This window comes from Rhizobium tropici CIAT 899, assembly GCF_000330885.1.
Classification (GTDB): Bacteria; Pseudomonadota; Alphaproteobacteria; order Rhizobiales; family Rhizobiaceae; genus Rhizobium; species Rhizobium tropici.
On the sequence record NC_020062.1, the window covers coordinates 1,005,157 to 1,021,955 of the forward strand.

General features: G+C 60.1%; 15 protein-coding genes. 4 read left to right on the plus strand and 11 right to left on the minus strand.

The window, feature by feature from the left end:
• The 3 genes from RTCIAT899_RS26780 to bcoG are packed head-to-tail and all read right to left on the minus strand — an operon-like array spanning position 1 to position 3,574.
• Positions 1–1,161, minus strand: a complete 1,161-nt coding sequence (locus RTCIAT899_RS26780; protein WP_015342964.1) for an acyl-CoA dehydrogenase family protein — start codon at positions 1,159–1,161, stop codon at positions 1–3.
• A gap of 12 nt (positions 1,162–1,173) precedes the next feature.
• The gene (locus RTCIAT899_RS26785) at positions 1,174–2,664 is read right to left on the minus strand and encodes a carnitine 3-dehydrogenase (protein ID WP_015342965.1); all 1,491 of its coding nucleotides are present in this window, start codon (positions 2,662–2,664) and stop codon (positions 1,174–1,176) included.
• A 7-nt stretch (positions 2,665–2,671) separates the two neighbouring features.
• Entirely contained in the window at positions 2,672–3,574 is a 903-nt protein-coding gene (gene bcoG, locus RTCIAT899_RS26790; RefSeq protein ID WP_015342966.1) for a 3-dehydrocarnitine:acetyl-CoA trimethylamine transferase BcoG, read from the minus strand.
• Between the two features lie 107 nt (positions 3,575–3,681).
• Between bcoG and RTCIAT899_RS26795 the strand changes: the two genes are divergently transcribed.
• Positions 3,682–4,674, plus strand: coding sequence for a GlxA family transcriptional regulator (locus RTCIAT899_RS26795; RefSeq protein ID WP_015342967.1), 993 nt, complete (start codon positions 3,682–3,684; stop codon positions 4,672–4,674).
• Here RTCIAT899_RS26795 and RTCIAT899_RS26800 read toward each other — a convergent pair.
• Complete coding sequence (locus tag RTCIAT899_RS26800; RefSeq protein ID WP_015342968.1) at positions 4,649–5,524, minus strand: LysR substrate-binding domain-containing protein; 876 nt, start codon at positions 5,522–5,524, stop codon at positions 4,649–4,651. The two genes, RTCIAT899_RS26795 and RTCIAT899_RS26800, sit on opposite strands and share 26 nt — an antisense overlap.
• A 102-nt stretch (positions 5,525–5,626) precedes the next feature.
• Here RTCIAT899_RS26800 and RTCIAT899_RS26805 point away from each other — a divergent pair, with 102 nt between their 5' ends.
• The 3 genes from RTCIAT899_RS26805 (at position 5,627) to RTCIAT899_RS26815 (ending at position 9,254) form a co-directional block, all read left to right on the plus strand.
• Complete coding sequence (locus tag RTCIAT899_RS26805; protein WP_015342969.1) at positions 5,627–6,544, plus strand: DMT family transporter; 918 nt, start codon at positions 5,627–5,629, stop codon at positions 6,542–6,544.
• Between the two features lie 66 nt (positions 6,545–6,610).
• Entirely contained in the window at positions 6,611–8,653 is a 2,043-nt protein-coding gene (locus tag RTCIAT899_RS26810; RefSeq protein ID WP_015342970.1) for an NADH:flavin oxidoreductase, read from the plus strand.
• A 238-nt stretch (positions 8,654–8,891) separates the two neighbouring features.
• Positions 8,892–9,254 carry a hypothetical protein gene (locus RTCIAT899_RS26815; protein WP_015342971.1) on the plus strand — a complete coding sequence of 121 codons (363 nt, stop codon included), beginning with the start codon at positions 8,892–8,894 and terminating at the stop codon, positions 9,252–9,254.
• A 23-nt stretch (positions 9,255–9,277) separates the two neighbouring features.
• Here the strand turns inward: RTCIAT899_RS26815 and RTCIAT899_RS26820 are convergent, their stop codons facing one another.
• The 7 genes from RTCIAT899_RS26820 to RTCIAT899_RS26850 form a co-directional block, all read right to left on the minus strand.
• Complete coding sequence (locus RTCIAT899_RS26820) at positions 9,278–10,342, minus strand: ABC transporter ATP-binding protein (RefSeq protein WP_015342972.1); 1,065 nt, start codon at positions 10,340–10,342, stop codon at positions 9,278–9,280.
• A 17-nt stretch (positions 10,343–10,359) separates the two neighbouring features.
• Entirely contained in the window at positions 10,360–11,874 is a 1,515-nt protein-coding gene (locus RTCIAT899_RS26825; RefSeq protein WP_015342973.1) for a DUF5060 domain-containing protein, read from the minus strand.
• Positions 11,875–11,912: 38 nt separating this feature from the next.
• Positions 11,913–12,800 (minus strand): carbohydrate ABC transporter permease, encoded by an 888-nt coding sequence (locus RTCIAT899_RS26830; RefSeq protein WP_015342974.1) that lies wholly within the window; start codon positions 12,798–12,800, stop codon positions 11,913–11,915.
• Complete coding sequence (locus RTCIAT899_RS26835) at positions 12,797–13,696, minus strand: carbohydrate ABC transporter permease (protein ID WP_015342975.1); 900 nt, start codon at positions 13,694–13,696, stop codon at positions 12,797–12,799. Before RTCIAT899_RS26835 ends, RTCIAT899_RS26830 begins: the two co-directional genes overlap by 4 nt.
• Before the next feature lie 87 nt (positions 13,697–13,783).
• Entirely contained in the window at positions 13,784–15,037 is a 1,254-nt protein-coding gene (locus RTCIAT899_RS26840; RefSeq protein WP_015342976.1) for an ABC transporter substrate-binding protein, read from the minus strand.
• Positions 15,038–15,124: 87 nt separating this feature from the next.
• Complete coding sequence (gene dhaL, locus RTCIAT899_RS26845; RefSeq protein WP_015342977.1) at positions 15,125–15,763, minus strand: dihydroxyacetone kinase subunit DhaL; 639 nt, start codon at positions 15,761–15,763, stop codon at positions 15,125–15,127.
• Entirely contained in the window at positions 15,760–16,779 is a 1,020-nt protein-coding gene (locus RTCIAT899_RS26850; RefSeq protein WP_015342978.1) for a dihydroxyacetone kinase subunit DhaK, read from the minus strand. The genes dhaL and RTCIAT899_RS26850 overlap by 4 nt, the downstream gene beginning before the upstream one ends.
• Between the last annotated feature and the right edge of the window lie 20 nt (positions 16,780–16,799).

Below are 16,799 nucleotides of genomic sequence, written 5' to 3' on the forward strand. Positions count from 1 at the left end.
TCATGCTCCGAATGGCCGGAGCAGGTCGCGGCTGATGATGTGCCGCTGGATTTCCGAAGTCCCGTCCCAGATGCGCTCGACGCGGGCGTCGCGCCAGAAGCGGGCCAGCGGCAGGTCGTCCATCAGTCCCATGCCACCGAAGATCTGGATTGCCTCGTCGGTGACGCGGGCGAGCATTTCCGAAGCATAGAGCTTGGCCGAGGCGATTTCGCGATTGGCCGGGATGCCGGCATCGAGCTTCCAGGCGGCTGACAGCGTGAGCAGATCGGCCGCGTCGATCTCGGTGATCATGTCGGCAAGCTTGAAGGATACGCCCTGATTGGCGCCGATCGGCTTGCCGAACTGCTTGCGCTCGGCGGCATAGGGCAGGGCGAGATCGAAAACACGGCGAGCCCGGCCGACGCAGGTGGCGGCCACGGTCAGGCGAGTGCCGTAGAGCCACTGATTGGCGAGATCGAAGCCCCGATGCACCTCGCCAAGCACCTGTGACTTCGGCAGCCGGCAGTGGGTGAAGTTCAGGATGCAGTTGTGATAGCCGCGATGGGAAACCGAGTCATAACCTTTGAGGATATCAAAGCCCGGCGTGCCGCGATCGACCAGGAAGGCTGTGATCTTCTTCTTGACGCCCCGATGCGTTTCTTCTTCGCCGGTTGCGGCAAAGACGATGACGAAATCGGCGACATCGGCGTGCGAGATGAAATGCTTCGTGCCGTTGAGCACGAAGTCATCACCATCCTGTCGTGCCGCGCATTTCATGCCGCGCATGTCGGAGCCGGCATCGGGTTCGGTGATCGCGAGCGCATCGATTTTGTCGCCACGCACCGCCGGGAGAAGATAACGTTCGCGCTGCTCACCCTCGCAGGCCATCAGAATGCCCGACGGGCGTCCGAAAAAGACGGTGAGGCCAAGCGAGCCTCGGCCGAGCTCGCGCTCGATCAGGGTAAAGGTGAAGTGATCAAGCCCGGCGCCACCGATTTCCTCGGGGAAATTGCAGGCATAGAATCCGAGTTCGATGCATTTGCGACGGATTTCGTCTCCAAGCTCGGGCGGCACGACACCGGTACGCTCGACCTCGTTTTCGTACGGATAGATCTCCGTCTCCACGAAGTCCCTGACCGTCTTGACGATCATCTCCTGTTCTTCGCTGAGCCCGAAATTCACGATCGCTTCCTCCTAGCGTTTTTGTCCCACATGACGGCCGGCACCCTCCGGCATGGTCAAGGCTGCGTGCGCGGCAGAAATCGGCCCCAGCTTCGCCAGCACCTCCTCCGGTGCGGCCGTGGCTTTGCCTGCTTTCGCGTCGACATGCAGCAGCATTTGTTCTGCGGTGGCGATGACATCGCCGTTCGCGCTGTCGTGCAGCGCATGGAAGACATGCAGCCGCTTTTCGTCGGATGCGAGGATCTGCGCCGTCGAATGGATGGCCTGTCCGAGCTTGGCCTCGCCGAGATGGCGGATATGGGTCTCCACCGTATAGTAGCTGTGGCCGCGTTCCACATAATCGAGATCGACGCCGATCAGCCGCAGCAGCGCATCCGACGTGTCGCCGAAGACTTGCAGGTAGCGATGCTCGGTCATGTGGCCGTTATAATCGACCCATGCGGGGCTGACCTTAGTGTCGATAAGGCGCAGCGGTTTCGTGACGTCCAGCCCCCCTTTCTCGCCACCGCCAGCGGCCCAAAGTTGCTGCTCGAAATCCTTCAGCAGCTTACCGGCGCCCCAGCCCTTACCGCCGTGGCCGCCTTTCAGGCTCTGAAGGATGCCGACGAGGTTTTCGTCGCGGATACGCTCGAGTTCGCGGATCGACAGGCCATCGGCCTGTTCGTCCGACTGCTGGCCGATCTTTTCGACAAGGGCATCGTCGAGATCGACGACATCCATCAGTTTCGTCCAGTTCCACTGCAGGGCAGGGCCGAACTGCGCCAGGAAGTGACGCATGCCCGCTTCGCCGCCGGCGATGCGATAGGTCTGGAACAGGCCCATCTGTGCCCAGCGCAGGCCGAAGGAATAGCGGATGACATCATCAAGCGTCTCGACGGTGCAGATATCGTCCTTGATCAGCCACAGCGCCTCGCGCCACAGCGCTTCCAGCAGGCGGTCGCCGACGAAAGCCTCGATTTCCTTGGCGATATGCACGCCCTTCATGCCGATGGGCGGCAGTCGTTCCATCGCCGCCTGGATCGTCGCGGCACTGGTCTTTTCGCCGCCCACGATCTCGACAAGCGGCAGCAGATAGACGGGGTTATACGGGTGGGCGACGAACAGGCGCTCGGGATGGCGCATGTCGCGTTGCAGATCGGTCGGTAACAGGCCGGAGGTGGATGAGCCGATCAGAGCATCGGGCTTTGCGGCTGCATCGATCTGCGTCAGCACGTTGCGCTTGAGATCCAGCCGCTCGGGCACGCTTTCCTGGATCCAGTCGGCACCGGCGACGGCCGCTTCCAGCGTATCTCTGAATGTGAGCTTGCCGCGCGGTGGAAGCGGAGCGCCGGTCAGCATCGCATAGGCTTTTTCGGCATTGGCTAGAACTTCGCCGACGATGCGTTTCGCCTCTGGATGCGGGTCGTAGACATCGACATCGATGCCCGCCAGCAGGAAGCGGGCGATCCATCCGCCGCCAATGACACCGCCGCCGATGCACGCCGCCTTGTTGATCTTGGTCATCGGGGCCTCAGCGCTTCGTCAGTTTCAATTTCTTGCGGACATCTTCGGGGCCGATGATGCGAGCGCCCATGCCTTCGACCACCTGCACCGCCTTTTCGACGAGCTGGGCATTGGTCGCGAGCATACCCTTTCCGGCGTAGAGATTGTCTTCCAGCCCGACGCGGACATTGCCGCCGGCAAGGATCGCAGCCGCCGGATAGGCCATGGCATTGCGACCGATGGAAAAGGCCGAGAAGGTCCAGCTTTTGGGAACGTTATTGACCATCGCCATAAAGGTGTTGAGGTCATCGGGCGCCCCCCAGGGGATGCCCATGCAGAGCTGGATGAGGACCGGATCCTCGATCAAGCCCTCCTCGGCAAGCTGCTTGGCAAACCAGAGATGACCGGTATCGAAGGCCTCGATCTCCGGCCGGACGCCGAGATCGGTCATCTTCTTCGCCATGGCTCGCAGCATCGAAGGCGTGTTGGTCATGACGTAATCGCCAAGATTGAAGTTCATCGTGCCGCAATCGAGCGTGCAGATTTCCGGCAGGCATTCGGCGACGTGGCTGACGCGCTCGGTGGCGCCGGCCATATCGGTGCCCTTGGCATTCAGGGGCAGGGGGCTTTCGACGTCGCCGAAAATCAAGTCGCCGCCCATGCCGGCGGTCAGGTTCAGCACGACGTCGATGTCTGCCGAACGAATGCGGTCCGTGACTTCCCTGTAAAGCTCGTTGCGGCGGCTGGCAGCGCCCGTTTCCGGATCGCGGACATGGCAGTGAACCACTGCCGCCCCAGCCTTGGCGGCGTCGATCGCGGAGTCCGCGATCTGCTTGGGAGTGATCGGAACATGGCTGGATTTGGAAACCGTGTCGCCGGCGCCGGTCACGGCACAGGTGATGAAGACATCGCGATTCATCGCAAGAGGCATCTTTTGTTCTCCCTCGTATTGAGGACATTACGAGCCATGAGACGTCTACATGCTTTGTATTATCGGAAGCATATAATACAGTTTCGGAACTCTCGAAGGATTGCTGAATGCTGACATCGGCCAATGAGACGCTCGACGTCGACCTCCTGATCCTTCCGGAGACGAACCTGATTTTGATCGCGTCGGTGATCGAACCATTACGTGGGGCCAACCGCATTTCCGGAGCCGAGCTCTACCGCTGGCGCCTTTTCACGCCGGATGGTTCGCCTGCGGAAACGACGAGCCTTATTCCGGTGCCCGCCTGCTCCGGCTTTCGCCCGACATCGGACGCGACGCCGCTTTTCGTGCTCGCCAGCTACAATTGGCGGCGCAGCGCGACGCAGGCATTGAAAATGCAATTGTCGCAAACGGCACGTCACCGGTCGATGGTCGCCGGCGTCGAATCCGGCACGTGGCTGCTGGCCGAAGCAAGCTTGCTGGACAATGTCTCCGCTGCTGTCCACTGGGAGGACTACGACGATTTCGCGCTCGCCTATCCACAGGTGCGCGCCGTCAAGGATCGCTACGTGATCGACGGCAAGCGCATTACTACGGCGGGTTCGCTGCCGACGGTCGATCTGATGCTGGAGATCATCCGGCGACGGCAGGGCTATTCACTGGCGCTCGAGGTTAGTCGGCTGTTCATCTACGAGCCGGCGAGCACGCAAAGCGCTGCGGAGCTTTCGCCATCGACGGCTGGCCTGCGCATGCGCGATCCGCGAGTTGCTCAAGCCATCCGCCTGATGGAGGACCATATCGAGCAGCCGCTGGTGCTCACGCGTCTCGCCCGCCGCGTCGGGGTCAGCGCACGCCACCTGCAGACTCTTTTCCAGGAGAGCATAGGCGTGCCGCCGCATGTGCATTATCTGGCGCTGAGGCTCAATGCGGCCCGGCGCAAGGTCATCGAGACGAAGGCTTCGTTCGCCGAGATCGCGGCCATGACAGGCTTCAATTCGGCATCGGCCTTTTCGCGCAGTTACCGTGCCAGCTTCTCGGAAAGTCCGTCCGGCACGCGCCGCAGGTTGCGCCGGCGCATTACGGCTGCAGCGGAGCCGACATAGGACGAAAGGCCTCGCGCACCATCTCTGCCAGTTCCCGGATCGCTTCGCTCGAATGATAGGGATTGCGTCGAAGCACGACACGGGAGGAATCGACCGGCGGGAAACCGTCATCACCCGTCAGTTCACGACAGCCATGCGGAATGTTGCTGCGCGACAGCGTCGTTACGGCAAGTCCGGCGGAAACGGCGTTCTTCAAGCCGGAACTCGTATCGGCGACGAAGGCAATACGATAACGCCGCCCGATTTGCTCCAATGATTTCAGAGCGAAATCGCGGCACCATGTCGAATCCCGATAAACAGCGATGGGCATGGGGGTTGCCTCATGCACACGATGCACCAATGATGTTACCCAGACCGTTGGATCGACACAAAGAACTTCGCCCTTGCTCTGGTTGTTCCAGTCGAAGACGACGGCCAGGTCCAGTTCATCTTTTTCCAGCGCGGCCAGATTATGCACCGTGTAATCGCATGAAACGGTGACCTCGACAGCGGGATGCCGGATGGCGAAGGCGGCCAGTGCCGCCGGCAACACAGTCTGGCTATATTCCTCCGGAATCCCGATCCGGACCGGCCCGTCGAGCGGTTTGGTACGGATATTTGCCGCCGCCTCGTTCAGGAGTTCGATTACGCGCTGCGCGTAGGGAAGCAATTGAGTGCCGGCTTGGGTGAGGACGGCGCCACGTGCACTTCTTTCGAAGAGCGTTTCGCCGATCGTATCCTCCAGCCGCCTGATCTGGGCGCTGACGGCCGATTGCGTGCGGCCGATCCTTTGAGCGGCCGTGGAAAAATTGGACGTCTCGGTGATGACGAGAAACGTCCGCAGAAGGTCGCTTTCAATGAGGTCGCGCATTTGGTCACAAATATTTCTGATAGCTACTATCTCTACTATTCGTTTGCCTGATGTCAAATAACGGCGCACACAGGGGCGTTCCTTCGTTCCTCGAGTCCATACATGACATTCCAGCTCCCGGCCCGCTCCGCTTTTGCCAGCGATTATGAGAGGGGCGTTATTCTTGTGGCGACAGCAATGCTTGCGTGGAGCTGCAGTGGCATCTACGCGCGCCTGCTGACCACGGACATATGGACGGCGATCGCCTGGCGGTCGCTGTTTGGCGGCCTGTTTCTGCTGATTCCAAGCTTTTTCCTCGAAGGCGGGTTTTCGCGCAGGCAATGGGCATCGATCTTTCACCCTGCCGGGCTGGCGATGCTGGTTTGCCAGACCGTCAGCCAGGCCTGCTTCATCGGTGCGCTCTATACGACCACGGTCGCAAACGTGACGATGATCTATGCGACCGCACCGTTCATCGCCGCCTTCCTCAGCTGGATCATGCTGAAGGAACGGGTAGCAAAACGGACCTTGATCGCAGGTGGCATCTGCCTCATCGGCGTTGCTGTAATCGTTGCCTCATCGATCGGCGGCGGTACGGGTGTCGGCGATCTGTTGGCGCTCGGCATGACGGTCACCTTCGCCCTCATCATCGTCATCCCGCGCATGGACCCCAGTATCCCGATCCTGCCGTCGAGCGTCGTCAGCGGGCTTTTGACATTCGTCGTCTTCGTGCCTTTTGCCTCGACGAGCTCGGTAGATATTCAAAATTGGCTTTTGCTAGCGGCTTTCGGCGCGACGAATTTCGCGCTCGCCTTTGTCCTTTTCCTCTTCGGTTCGAGAAAAATGCCTGCCGCCGACGCTGCGCTTATCAGTTCGATGGAAATCGTGCTGACGCCGTTCTGGGTGTGGCTCTTCTTCTCGGAGATGCCGCCGGTTGCCACTTTTGTCGGCGGCGCGATCATCTTCGCGACGATCGTCTGGCATACCGCGATCGATCTCCGGCATAGCCGCCGCCGTCGGGCACCCGTCAATGGGCTATAGCCATAATCTCTCGTCTCAGCAAAGATAGCGGCTCGAGCCTCGGCTTCATAAAGCGATGAAAGTGACATGACCTCCAACGATCCCTTGCTCCAGCCCTATCAGCTCAAGCACCTGACGCTGAAGAACCGCATCATGTCGACGGCGCATGAGCCGGCCTATTCGGAAGGCGGCATGCCGACGGATCGTTACAGGCTCTATCACCGCGAGAAGGCCAAGGGCGGTATCGCGCTGACAATGACGGCGGGCTCGGCGATCGTCTCGGCGGATTCGCCGCCGGCCTTCGGCAATCTGCATGCCTATCGCGATGAGATTGTGCCCTGGCTGAAGAAGCTTGCCGACGACTGTCACGAGTTCGGGGCTGCTGTCATGATCCAGCTGACCCACCTCGGCCGCCGCACCGGCTGGAACAAGGGTGACTGGCTGCCGGTGTTGGCGCCATCGCCGATCCGCGAGCCGGCGCATCGCGCCTTTCCGAAGGCGGCTGAAGATTGGGATATCGAACGGATCATTGGCGACTTTGCGGCAGCGGCACAACGCATGCAGGCGGCCGGCCTGGATGGTATCGAGATTGAGGCCTATGGCCATCTGACCGACGGCTTCTGGTCACCGGCAACGAATCGACGCGAGGACGAATTCGGCGGTTCGCTTGAAAACCGCATGCGGTTCTCGATGATGGTGACAGAAGCCATTCGCAAGGCGGTCGGCCCGGAGTTCATTGTCGGCATGCGCATGGTGGCTGACGAGGATTGGGAGAAAGGGCTTTCACGCGAAGAAGGCATTGAGATTGCCAGGCGGCTGGTGGCCTCCGGCAATATCGATTTCCTCAATATCATTCGCGGCCATATCGATAGCGACGCGGCGCTCAACAATGTCATTCCGATCCAGGGTATGGCCTCGGCACCGCATCTCGATTTTGCCGGCGAGGTGAGGGCTGCGACAAAATTCCCCGTCTTCCACGCCGCCCGCATCGGCGATGTCGCGACGGCGCGTCATGCGATCGCGGAAGGCAAGCTCGACATGGTCGGCATGACGCGCGCCCATATCGCCGATCCGCACATCGTCAACAAGGTGATGTCCGGGCAGGAGGCCAGTATCCGCCCCTGCGTCGGCGCGACCTACTGTCTCGACCGCATCTATGAGGGTGGCGAGGCGCTCTGTATTCACAATGCGGCGACGAGCCGCGAGGCCGAGATGCCGCATCGGATCGAGCGCGCCCAGGCGCTTCGCAAAGTCGTCGTCATCGGCGCCGGGCCTGCGGGCCTGGAGGCGGCGCGCGTGCTGGCCGAGCGCGGCCATAAGGTCGACGTGCTGGAGGCGAGCAGCAAGGCCGGCGGGCAGGTGAATCTGCTCATCCGCAACCCGCGCCGCAAGGAGATGATCGGCATCGTCGACTGGCGGCTGGCGGAGCTGGAGCGGTTGGGCGTCACGCTTCACTACGACGTCTATGCGGGAGCTGACGATGTTATGGCGTTCGAGCCCGATCTCGTCATCGTGGCAACGGGTGGCATCGCGCAATCCCCCGAGCTGGAGAGCGGCGACAGCCTCGTCACCTCCTCCTGGGACATTCTGGCCGGCGCAGTCAAGGCCGAGGGTCAGGTGCTGCTTTACGACGACAATGGCGGACATCCGGGCATGTCGGCGGCAGAAGTCATCGCCAATGGCGGCGCCGAACTGGAACTCGTCTCGCCGGAGCGCTTCTTCGCGCCCGAGATGGGCGGCATGAACCATGTCCCCTATGCCAAGACCTTTGCCGAGAAGAATGTCCGGGTCACCATCAATACCAGACTGAAATCGGTGCGCCGCGACGGCAATGCACTCGTTGCGGTTCTAGGGTCCGATTTCTCGGATGAGACGCAATGGGAGCGGCGGGTGTCCCAGGTGGTCGTCGAGCATGGCACGGTGGCGAATGATGAGCTTTATCTTGAGCTGAAGCCATCATCGCGCAATCTTGGTGCTGTTGATTATCCCGCATTGATTGCCCGGCGATCGCCGCTGCCCGTCAAGAACGAAGCTGGTTCCTTCGATCTGATCCGCATCGGTGATGCGATCGCAAGCCGCAATATCCATGCCGCGATTTACGACGCGCTGCGCTATTGCTCACTTCTGTGAGATCATCGGGATTGTCGACTTTAATCGCGTTATCACGCCAGACATTTTTGCGGTTTTCCAATAAAATTCATAATGTCAATGCAGTATCCTGGATGTCTTAAGTGATATGTGAGGTTCCGCCGCCGCGACATGGCTGTGGGAACTGCCTTAATTTTGAAACAAAATGTAACAACTTATAACACCCCGTTACCCGCCGAATCATTATATTCGGGCATGTGAGTGAACGAGAGGTTGTTTGATGCTGGCTAACCATGCGCCGTCCCCTTCGCAGACAGATGTGCTGATCTGTCTGGATAATCAGCAGATTGCCTCGCGCATCAGTTCGCTTTTGTCGCAACAGGGATTGACGGTCGCAGCCATATCGACGACCGGTCTTCAGGAATGGTTCGATCCAACCGGCTGTCACCTGGTGGTGACGCATACCGCGATGATCGGAGACGTGCGGACGCGATTGAACTTGCCGATCGTCAACATCGAGACGTTCATATTCGATCGCCCTGATCATGTGACCGAGGGAGCTGCGCGGCAGTTCGACGGCGATGCCTTTGTCAAACGCGTTTTTTCGGTCATGAATGGTACCCAAAGGCGCGCAGCTGAGTGATTTAAATCAGCGGTTGCCGCCTTCTACAGTCGTTGCTGACTGGCCTTGTCGAAGAAGTGCAGGTCCGGCGTCTTGAGCGAGATCTGAATTGTCTGGCCTGGTACGAGTTCGGCGCGTTCCCGCATGACCCAGGTCAATTCCTTGCCTTCCAACTCGAGCGCCACGTGCGTTTCCGAGCCAGTGGGTTCGACGACGGTCACGGTTGCGGTAACGCCAGCCTCCGATGCGAAGGAAATATCTTCTGGACGTATGCCGAGAACAACCTCCCGACCCTCCGATTGCGCCGGAGCGTTGGCGAGTTGGATGCGTGTGCCGGTTGGTAAAACCAATTCCGGCGAGGCACCGCCGGTAAGCTTGCCTTCGAGAAAATTCATGGCCGGAGAGCCGAGGAAGCCTGCGACAAAGACATTTCTCGGGCGATCGTAAAGCTCGAGCGGCGAGCCGACCTGCTCGACCTTTCCGCCCTGCAGCACGACGATCTTGTCGGCCATGGTCATGGCTTCAATCTGATCATGGGTTACGTAAACGATCGTCGTCTTCAGGCGCTGATGCAGCGCCTTGATTTCGGCGCGCATCTTCACGCGCAGCTTGGCATCGAGATTGGAAAGCGGTTCATCGAACAGGAAGACTTTCGGGTCGCGCACGATGGCGCGGCCCATGGCGACGCGCTGGCGCTGGCCGCCGGAAAGCTGAGCGGGCTTGCGATCCAATAATGGCTGCAGGCCCAAGATCTTGGCTGCTTCGCCGACCTTCTGATCGATTTCGGCGCGCTTCGCCCCGGCAAGCTGCAGCGCAAAGCCCATATTCTGCGCCACAGTCATTTGCGGATAGAGCGCATAGTTCTGGAACACCATGGCGATGTCGCGATCTTTCGGTGGCAGGTCGTTGACCACCCGTCCACCGATCGAGATTTCCCCGCCGGTGATATCCTCAAGCCCCGCGATCATCCGCAGCAGCGTTGACTTGCCGCAGCCCGAGGGGCCGACGAGAATGACGAATTCGCCGTCCGAGATCGCCACGTCGACGCCATGGATGATGTTTACCGCGCCGTAGGACTTCCTGACGTTCTTGATGATCAATCCGGACATGACATTCTTCCCTTGGGTCAATGCTTCTTGCGGATGCGCAACGCCTGGTATGGCCTGCCCGGCAGTTCCACGCCGAAGGCGGCATCCGCCTTGCCGCCGCGCACGATGGCGCCATGGCGTGTCGGATGCGGGATGGGCGCTTCCACCTTCTTTGCCGGCGTGATCGTCATCTCCCACGTGTCGATGATGTCGACGTCATAGTCGGTTCCGTCCTTGGGCAGGCCGGTAGACCAGATGACCGGCTGGTGCTCGCCGAGATAGATGTAGCTGACATCGCCGTCGCGCGCGCCGGAGACGCGGGTCCAGGGCCATTCGCCGAACGAGGCCATGGGTTCAAGACCGTTGACGACATCCTGCTCGAGGAGATCGCGCAGGAAGCCGATACGCTTCCAGGCTTCGCCGCGCAGTTCGCCGCCCTTCGCCCACCAGATCAGATCTTCCGGATGCGAATAGGTTTCGCCATGGCCGGCATAGCCGCCGCGCGTCATTGTGATCCAGAAGCGATGCACCAACTCTTCAGCCGTCAGGTTGCCCCATGACTGGATGATGTTGCCCTCATATTCCGGCTCGTCGTTGACAACAGGCTTGCCATAGGCATCGCGCCATTCCTGCGTGCGCTTCACATCCCAGTTCTGGATGCAGGTATGGGTCACCCAGGGCTTGCGATGATCGAAGTTCATCGTCGGGTCGCCGTTATGGATGGACTTCAGATGGCCGTAAGGATCGTTCTCCTCGAGAATGTGGAAATAGCGATCCCATTGCTGCAGCGGTTTGGTGTCGAGAAGGAAGTCGTACTCGTTTGCAAGCGCCCACCAGACGTTGCGATAGGCGGCAAGCCGTGCCGCGAGATAGGCGACATAGCGGAAATCCTGCTCGGCCGACATGTCGGTGTAACCCCAGCGGTCGTAGGGGTGAAACATGATGATATCGGCTTCGATGCCGAGATCGCAGAGCGCTGCGACCTGGCTCTCGAAATGACGGAAGAGAACCGGGTTCGGCCGGTCGAAATCCTCCTTGCCGTCGGCGCCCTTTTCAAAGCAGGCATGGAGCGGCTCGTTGACGTTATAGGGATAGTCCTTCGGAAAGATGCCCATGCGGATCTTGTTGAAGCGCGATTTCTTCAGCGTCTCAAGCGTCTGGGCTTGCATGTCGAGTGGCTGGTGCGTCCAGGCATAGCAGGTCGTGCCGAACGACAGGAAAGGCTTGCCGTCGGCATAGGCGAAGTGGAACTTGTTATGGACATGCACGGGCCCGTGGTTGCCCTCGGACGGCTTGGTCGCGACGAAAGAACCGGTCTTGCCATCCAGTTCCGATGTCTTCGAGTGCGTGTGGAACGACCAATCGCCTTCATTGTCCGGCATGAAGCGAACGCGATAGACGCCGTCGCCATCGTAGAAGCCTGGTACGCGGATCTCGCGGCTGTTCTGGCTGAAGACGGCATCGAATGCCACATCGAGATAGGGATTGCCGCTCGAAGGACCGTTGAAGGCCGCTTCGAAGACACCCCATTTTTCGACGGACGCGTTGGACATGATGTTCTCCTCGGAAGATGTATGGATGGTGCGACGGCTCAGCCCTTGACCGCGCCGGAAGTGAGGCCGGAGACGAAGTAACGCTGGAAGATCAGATAAACGATAGTTGCCGGCAGCACGGTCATGACAATTGCGGCATTCAACTGCCCGTAATCGTTGGAAAACTGCCCCTGGAAGGACATAAGCCCGAGCGGCAGCGTCCACATGTGCTGGTCCTGCAGCAGCACGAGCGCCATGGCGAACTCGTTCCATGTCGAGACGAAGTCCAGGATCAGCAGTGCGGCGAGCACTGGCAGGCAGACGGGCAGGAATATCCGGCGGAAGATGGTGAAATGGCTTGCGCCGTCGATCAGGGCTGCCTCAGACAGTTCCTTCGGAATGCCTTTGAAGAAGCCGTGAAGGATGAAGACCTGATAGGGCACGCCGAAGGCGATGTAAGGTAGGATCACGCCGGGATAGGTGTCGATCAGTCCGAGCGAGTTGACCAGCGTGAAGAGCGGCGCCAGCATGACCTGAAAGGGGATCATCGTGCCGAAAACGACGAGGAGTAGCAGCAACTTGCTGAACCTCAGCCTGATCTTGGCGAGAGCATAGGCGGCCATCGCCGAGAGGATGAGACCGAGCGGCACCTTGATCACGGTGATGATGGTGCTGTTGAGGAAGGCATTGGCGAAATTGCCGCGGCCCCAGGCGCTCGAATAATTCTCGAAGGCCGGATCGAGCGGCGGCATGAAGGCGCCGGTCGATGTCACGTCGGCCTGCGTTTTCAGCGAGGTGAAGACGATGAAGACGAAAGGCGCAAGCCAGATCGCCGCGACGACCAGCAGTGCGATCCATAGGCCGATCAGGACGGGATCGCGCTTGCGCTTTGCCGGTATGATGGTCTCGAAGTCGTCCGATATGGATGTGGCCGATGTTGCCGTCATTGTTCTGCCTCCTCATGCTTCTGCGTCCAGCGCAGATAGGGAATGACGATGGCGATGGTGATGAGCAGCAGGACGACGGAGATCGCAGCACCGCGGCCGAAATCGAAGATCTGCATGGCCTGCGTGAAGGCCCAGAGCGCCAGCATCTGCGTCGATTGCGCCGGCCCGCCTCCGGTCAGGCCGTAGACGATGTCGAAGGCCTTCAGTGAGGAAATGACCGACAGCACCAGCACGATGGTCAGCGTCGTGCGCAGCGCGGGCAGGGTGACATAACGGAAGATGTTCCAGCGCCCGGCGCCATCGATGCGGGCGGCTTCCACCAGCGTTTGCGAGACACTCTGCAGGCCGGCGAGAAACAGCACCATGGAAAAGCCGACGGATTGCCAGAGAAAGGCGACGAAGACCGAATAAAGTGCGATATCCTTGTCGCCGAGCCAGTCCTGGATCCAGCCCTGCAGCCCCATCGATGTCAGGATTTCGGTGAAGAGACCGAAGAAGGGGTCATACATCCATTTCCACATGGTCGCGACCGCGATCGGGGCGATGATGACGGGCAAATAGAAGATGGCGCGAAAGGTATTGCGGGCAAAGAGTTTCAGATTGAGGCTCAGCGCCAGCAGCAACCCGACCATGGGCGGAAAGATCACACACATGATCGTCCAGATCACGGTGTTGCGGAAGGCAACCCAGAAGACCGGATCCTGCGTGAAGACATATTGATAGTTTGCCAAGCCGACGAACGGGCGCTGCGGATCGAGGCCGTTCCATTTCTGAAAGCTCAACACCACCACGTTCAGCATCGGATAAAGCGCGAAAATCACATAGATCAGCATGGCCGGCGCAAGCAGGATCGCTGCCTGGACGCGGGGATCATGAGTACGATTGCGGAATGACATTCTGCTTGCTCCCGGCGGCAGCTGGCACGTGGGCATGGAGGTGAGGGAGCCGTCGCCACAACTGGCATTGGCGGCCCCCTCGATAGGTCAGGTACGACCTGCGATGAAGGTCTGCAGCTGCTTGGCAGCATCGGCCGGCTGGACGTTGCCGGAGGCGACATCGTTGATCACCCGGAAGTATTCGGTTGTCACGTCAAGCGGGAAGGCCTGGTCGCCATTCATGTAGACCTTGCTGTAGGTCTTGAAGATCTCAAGCCATTTCGCCTCGAGCGGCTTCTGGTCGGTGTACTGGACATTCTTGTTGACTGAGATCGAGCTGATCTGGCCAACGAGATCCTGCTGCACTTTCGTCGACAGGAAATAGTCGAGGAACTTGGCGGCAAGGTCCGGGCTCTTGCTCTTGGTGCTGACGTAATTGTACTCGGCAAAGCCATAGAGGCGATTGGTGTTCGTCGGGAACGGCACGATGCCGTAATCGTCGAGATTGACCTTGCTGCCGGTGAGCTGGCTGACCAGCCAGTCACCCTCGAGCATCATCGCGGCGCGGCCGGCGACGAACAGCGTATAGGACTGCTGGTTGCTGATGCCCATGAAGGGCTTCAGAGTGTAATCCTTCGTCCACTTGGCGAATTCGGTGAAGGCGTCGGTCGCGCAGGGCTCCTTGGTCCAGTCCGCCTTCATCGCCATCAGCGCGTCATGCTTGTCGGCGCCGCACTTGGTTTCGAGCAGCACGTCCATCAGGCGCATGACATGCCAGTTGACCGAGCCGCCGAAGGTGAAGGCCGGAATGCCGGCGGCCTTGAGCTTGTCGGCTGCGGCCAACAGCTCCTCGTAGGTCTTCGGCTCCCCGGTGATACCAGCCTTCTGGAAGAGCTTCTTGTTGTAGTAGATCGCCTCACCCTTGAAGGTGAAGGGAACGCCGTGCTTGCCGCCGGGATAGAGATCGGCAAAAGCGGCGGCGGACGGAAGCAGTTCGTCGTTCCACTTGTACTGGATGTAATACTTGTCGAGCGGTAGCGAGAGGCCCGCCTTCACATATTCGCCCCCGAGGCCAAGGCCGGCCCAGCTGAAATAGATATCCGGGCCTTTGCTCGAACCCGCCGCGACGCGAAGAGCAGTCTTGTGTTCATCGACGCCGCGCTGGACGATTTCGATATGGGTGCCGGGATTGGCGGCCTCGAAATCCTTCGCCACCTTCTTCAGCGCGCCGTTTGCCGCACCGTTGTCGAAGTTTAGCGTCCACAGCGTCAGGTCTTCCGCAGCAACATTCGTTGCCGAAAAGGCCGCCACTGCCAAAGCAGCAGCGCCGAACCAACGCGCATATTTGAAGTTGCCAGCCATCTCCCGTCCTCCTCTGAGCAAAGCTGAGGGCGGTTTTGACAAATAGTCATCAACATGTCAACTGGTATGATGAGCTTATCAGCAGGATCAGGTGAAGTGGTCGCGAAAGCAGGCCATGATGACGACGGCCGACGCCGCGCCGGGGTCCATGTGCCCCAGCGCCCGGTCGCCGAGGCGCGATGACCGGCCTTTCGCCGCGATCATGCTTTTGGTGGCTTCCGCACCCGCTTCACCGGCTTTGAAGGCGGCGGCCAAACAGTCGGCAAGTGAAAGTCCTTGATCCCGGGCGGCACGGCAGGCTGCGGCGGCGGGTGCCCAGGCATCGACCATGGTCTTTTCGCCAACCTCTGCCTTGCCTCGATCCTGAATACCTCTCGCAAAGGCCGAAAATACCTCGACCATATCGTCATCGCTCAACGAAGATTTTCCCTTGGCGACGGCACCCGCACGCATGAGCGCCGTCGCATAAAGCGGTCCGGATGAGGCGCCGACCGCGTTGAGGAAGGATTTCGCGGCCGTATTGAAGACCAGTGTCGGGTCGGATGCCGATGAATCCAGCTCCGAAACCGCTTTCGCGGCGGCGGCAAAGCCAAGCTCCATGGCGATGCCATGATCGGCATCGCCGATCACGCCGTCCAGCTCGCAGAGACGATCCTTTTCGCGGGCCATCGCCTCAGCGATCCGCACGAAAAGCAACTTCAGTTCTTCCGTTCCGATCGTGGTCATGCGAAACCCTCGCCGGAGCGGAACATGGCGCAATCGCAGGGATGATCGATCAACCGCTGCAGTTCGTCGTCGAGATGCATGAGCGTGACCGAAGCGCCGGCCATTTCCAGCGATGTGCAGTAGTTGCCGACCAGCGACAGGTGGATAACGAGGCCGGCGTCGTCGAGCATTGTCTTGAGCTTGCGCATCATGATGTAGAGTTCCATGAGCGGCGTCGAGCCCAGCGAATTGACCAGCACGGCGACGCGATCACCGCGGGCCGGCTTCATCTCCTCCAGGATCTTGCTGACGAGCTCGCTCGTCACTTCGTCAGCCGGCCGCATCGGCCCGCGCGCGACGCCGGGCTCGCCATGGATGCCCATGCCGATTTCCATCTCGTCGGCGCCGATCTCGAAGTTCGGCTTGCGTGTCTGCGGCAGCGAACAGGGCGAAAGCGCTACACCCATCGTATAGGTGCGTTCATTGGCAAAGCGCGCCACTCGTTCAACATCGTCGAAACCGTACATGAGATCACAGGCAGCACCTGCGGCCTTGAAGATGAAGACGTTGCCGGCAACGCCACGACGGCGCTCTTTCTGATCGATGGGCGCAGAGGCGATGTCATCCGTCGTCAGCACGGTACGCACCTCGATATCGTCCATGGCCAGCATTTCCGCCGCCATGTCGAAATTCATGACGTCGCCTGCATAATTGCCATACATGAACAGCACGCCGGCGCCGCCATCGACGACCTTAGCACATTCGATGATCGGATCGGGCGGCGGTGAGGCAAAGACATTGCCGATAGCGGCGGCGTCGGCCAGCCCCTTGCCGACGAAGCCGAGAAATGTCGGCTCGTGCCCGGAACCACCGCCGATGACCAGGCCGACCTTGCCGGCTCGCGGGCCATGGTTTGCCACGATCGAGCGTGGCGATCCTTCAACGGCGCGGAGATGGTGCGGATGAGCCGCTAATATCCCGCCCAGCATTTCATCCACGGCGGCCGCGCCTTCGTTGATCAGCTTCTTCGTCTTCACGCAGTCCTCCAAATCATTGC

Excerpts from the sequence above, each read along its gene's own strand:
- RTCIAT899_RS26820 (WP_015342972.1), bottom strand. The coding sequence starts at position 10,342 with ATGTCCGGATTGATCATCAAGAACGTCAGGAAGTCCTACGGCGCGGTA.
- RTCIAT899_RS26830 (WP_015342974.1), bottom strand. The coding sequence starts at position 12,800 with ATGACGGCAACATCGGCCACATCCATATCGGACGACTTCGAGACCATC.
- RTCIAT899_RS26785 (WP_015342965.1), bottom strand. The coding sequence starts at position 2,664 with ATGACCAAGATCAACAAGGCGGCGTGCATCGGCGGCGGTGTCATTGGC.
- RTCIAT899_RS26825 (WP_015342973.1), bottom strand. The coding sequence starts at position 11,874 with ATGTCCAACGCGTCCGTCGAAAAATGGGGTGTCTTCGAAGCGGCCTTC.
- RTCIAT899_RS26795 (WP_015342967.1), top strand. The coding sequence starts at position 3,682 with ATGCTGACATCGGCCAATGAGACGCTCGACGTCGACCTCCTGATCCTT.
- RTCIAT899_RS26840 (WP_015342976.1), bottom strand. The coding sequence starts at position 15,037 with ATGGCTGGCAACTTCAAATATGCGCGTTGGTTCGGCGCTGCTGCTTTG.
- RTCIAT899_RS26815 (WP_015342971.1), top strand. The coding sequence starts at position 8,892 with ATGCTGGCTAACCATGCGCCGTCCCCTTCGCAGACAGATGTGCTGATC.
- RTCIAT899_RS26810 (WP_015342970.1), top strand. The coding sequence starts at position 6,611 with ATGACCTCCAACGATCCCTTGCTCCAGCCCTATCAGCTCAAGCACCTG.
- RTCIAT899_RS26835 (WP_015342975.1), bottom strand. The coding sequence starts at position 13,696 with ATGTCATTCCGCAATCGTACTCATGATCCCCGCGTCCAGGCAGCGATC.
- bcoG (WP_015342966.1), bottom strand. The coding sequence starts at position 3,574 with ATGCCTCTTGCGATGAATCGCGATGTCTTCATCACCTGTGCCGTGACC.
- dhaL (WP_015342977.1), bottom strand. The coding sequence starts at position 15,763 with ATGACCACGATCGGAACGGAAGAACTGAAGTTGCTTTTCGTGCGGATC.
- RTCIAT899_RS26805 (WP_015342969.1), top strand. The coding sequence starts at position 5,627 with ATGACATTCCAGCTCCCGGCCCGCTCCGCTTTTGCCAGCGATTATGAG.
- RTCIAT899_RS26800 (WP_015342968.1), bottom strand. The coding sequence starts at position 5,524 with ATGCGCGACCTCATTGAAAGCGACCTTCTGCGGACGTTTCTCGTCATC.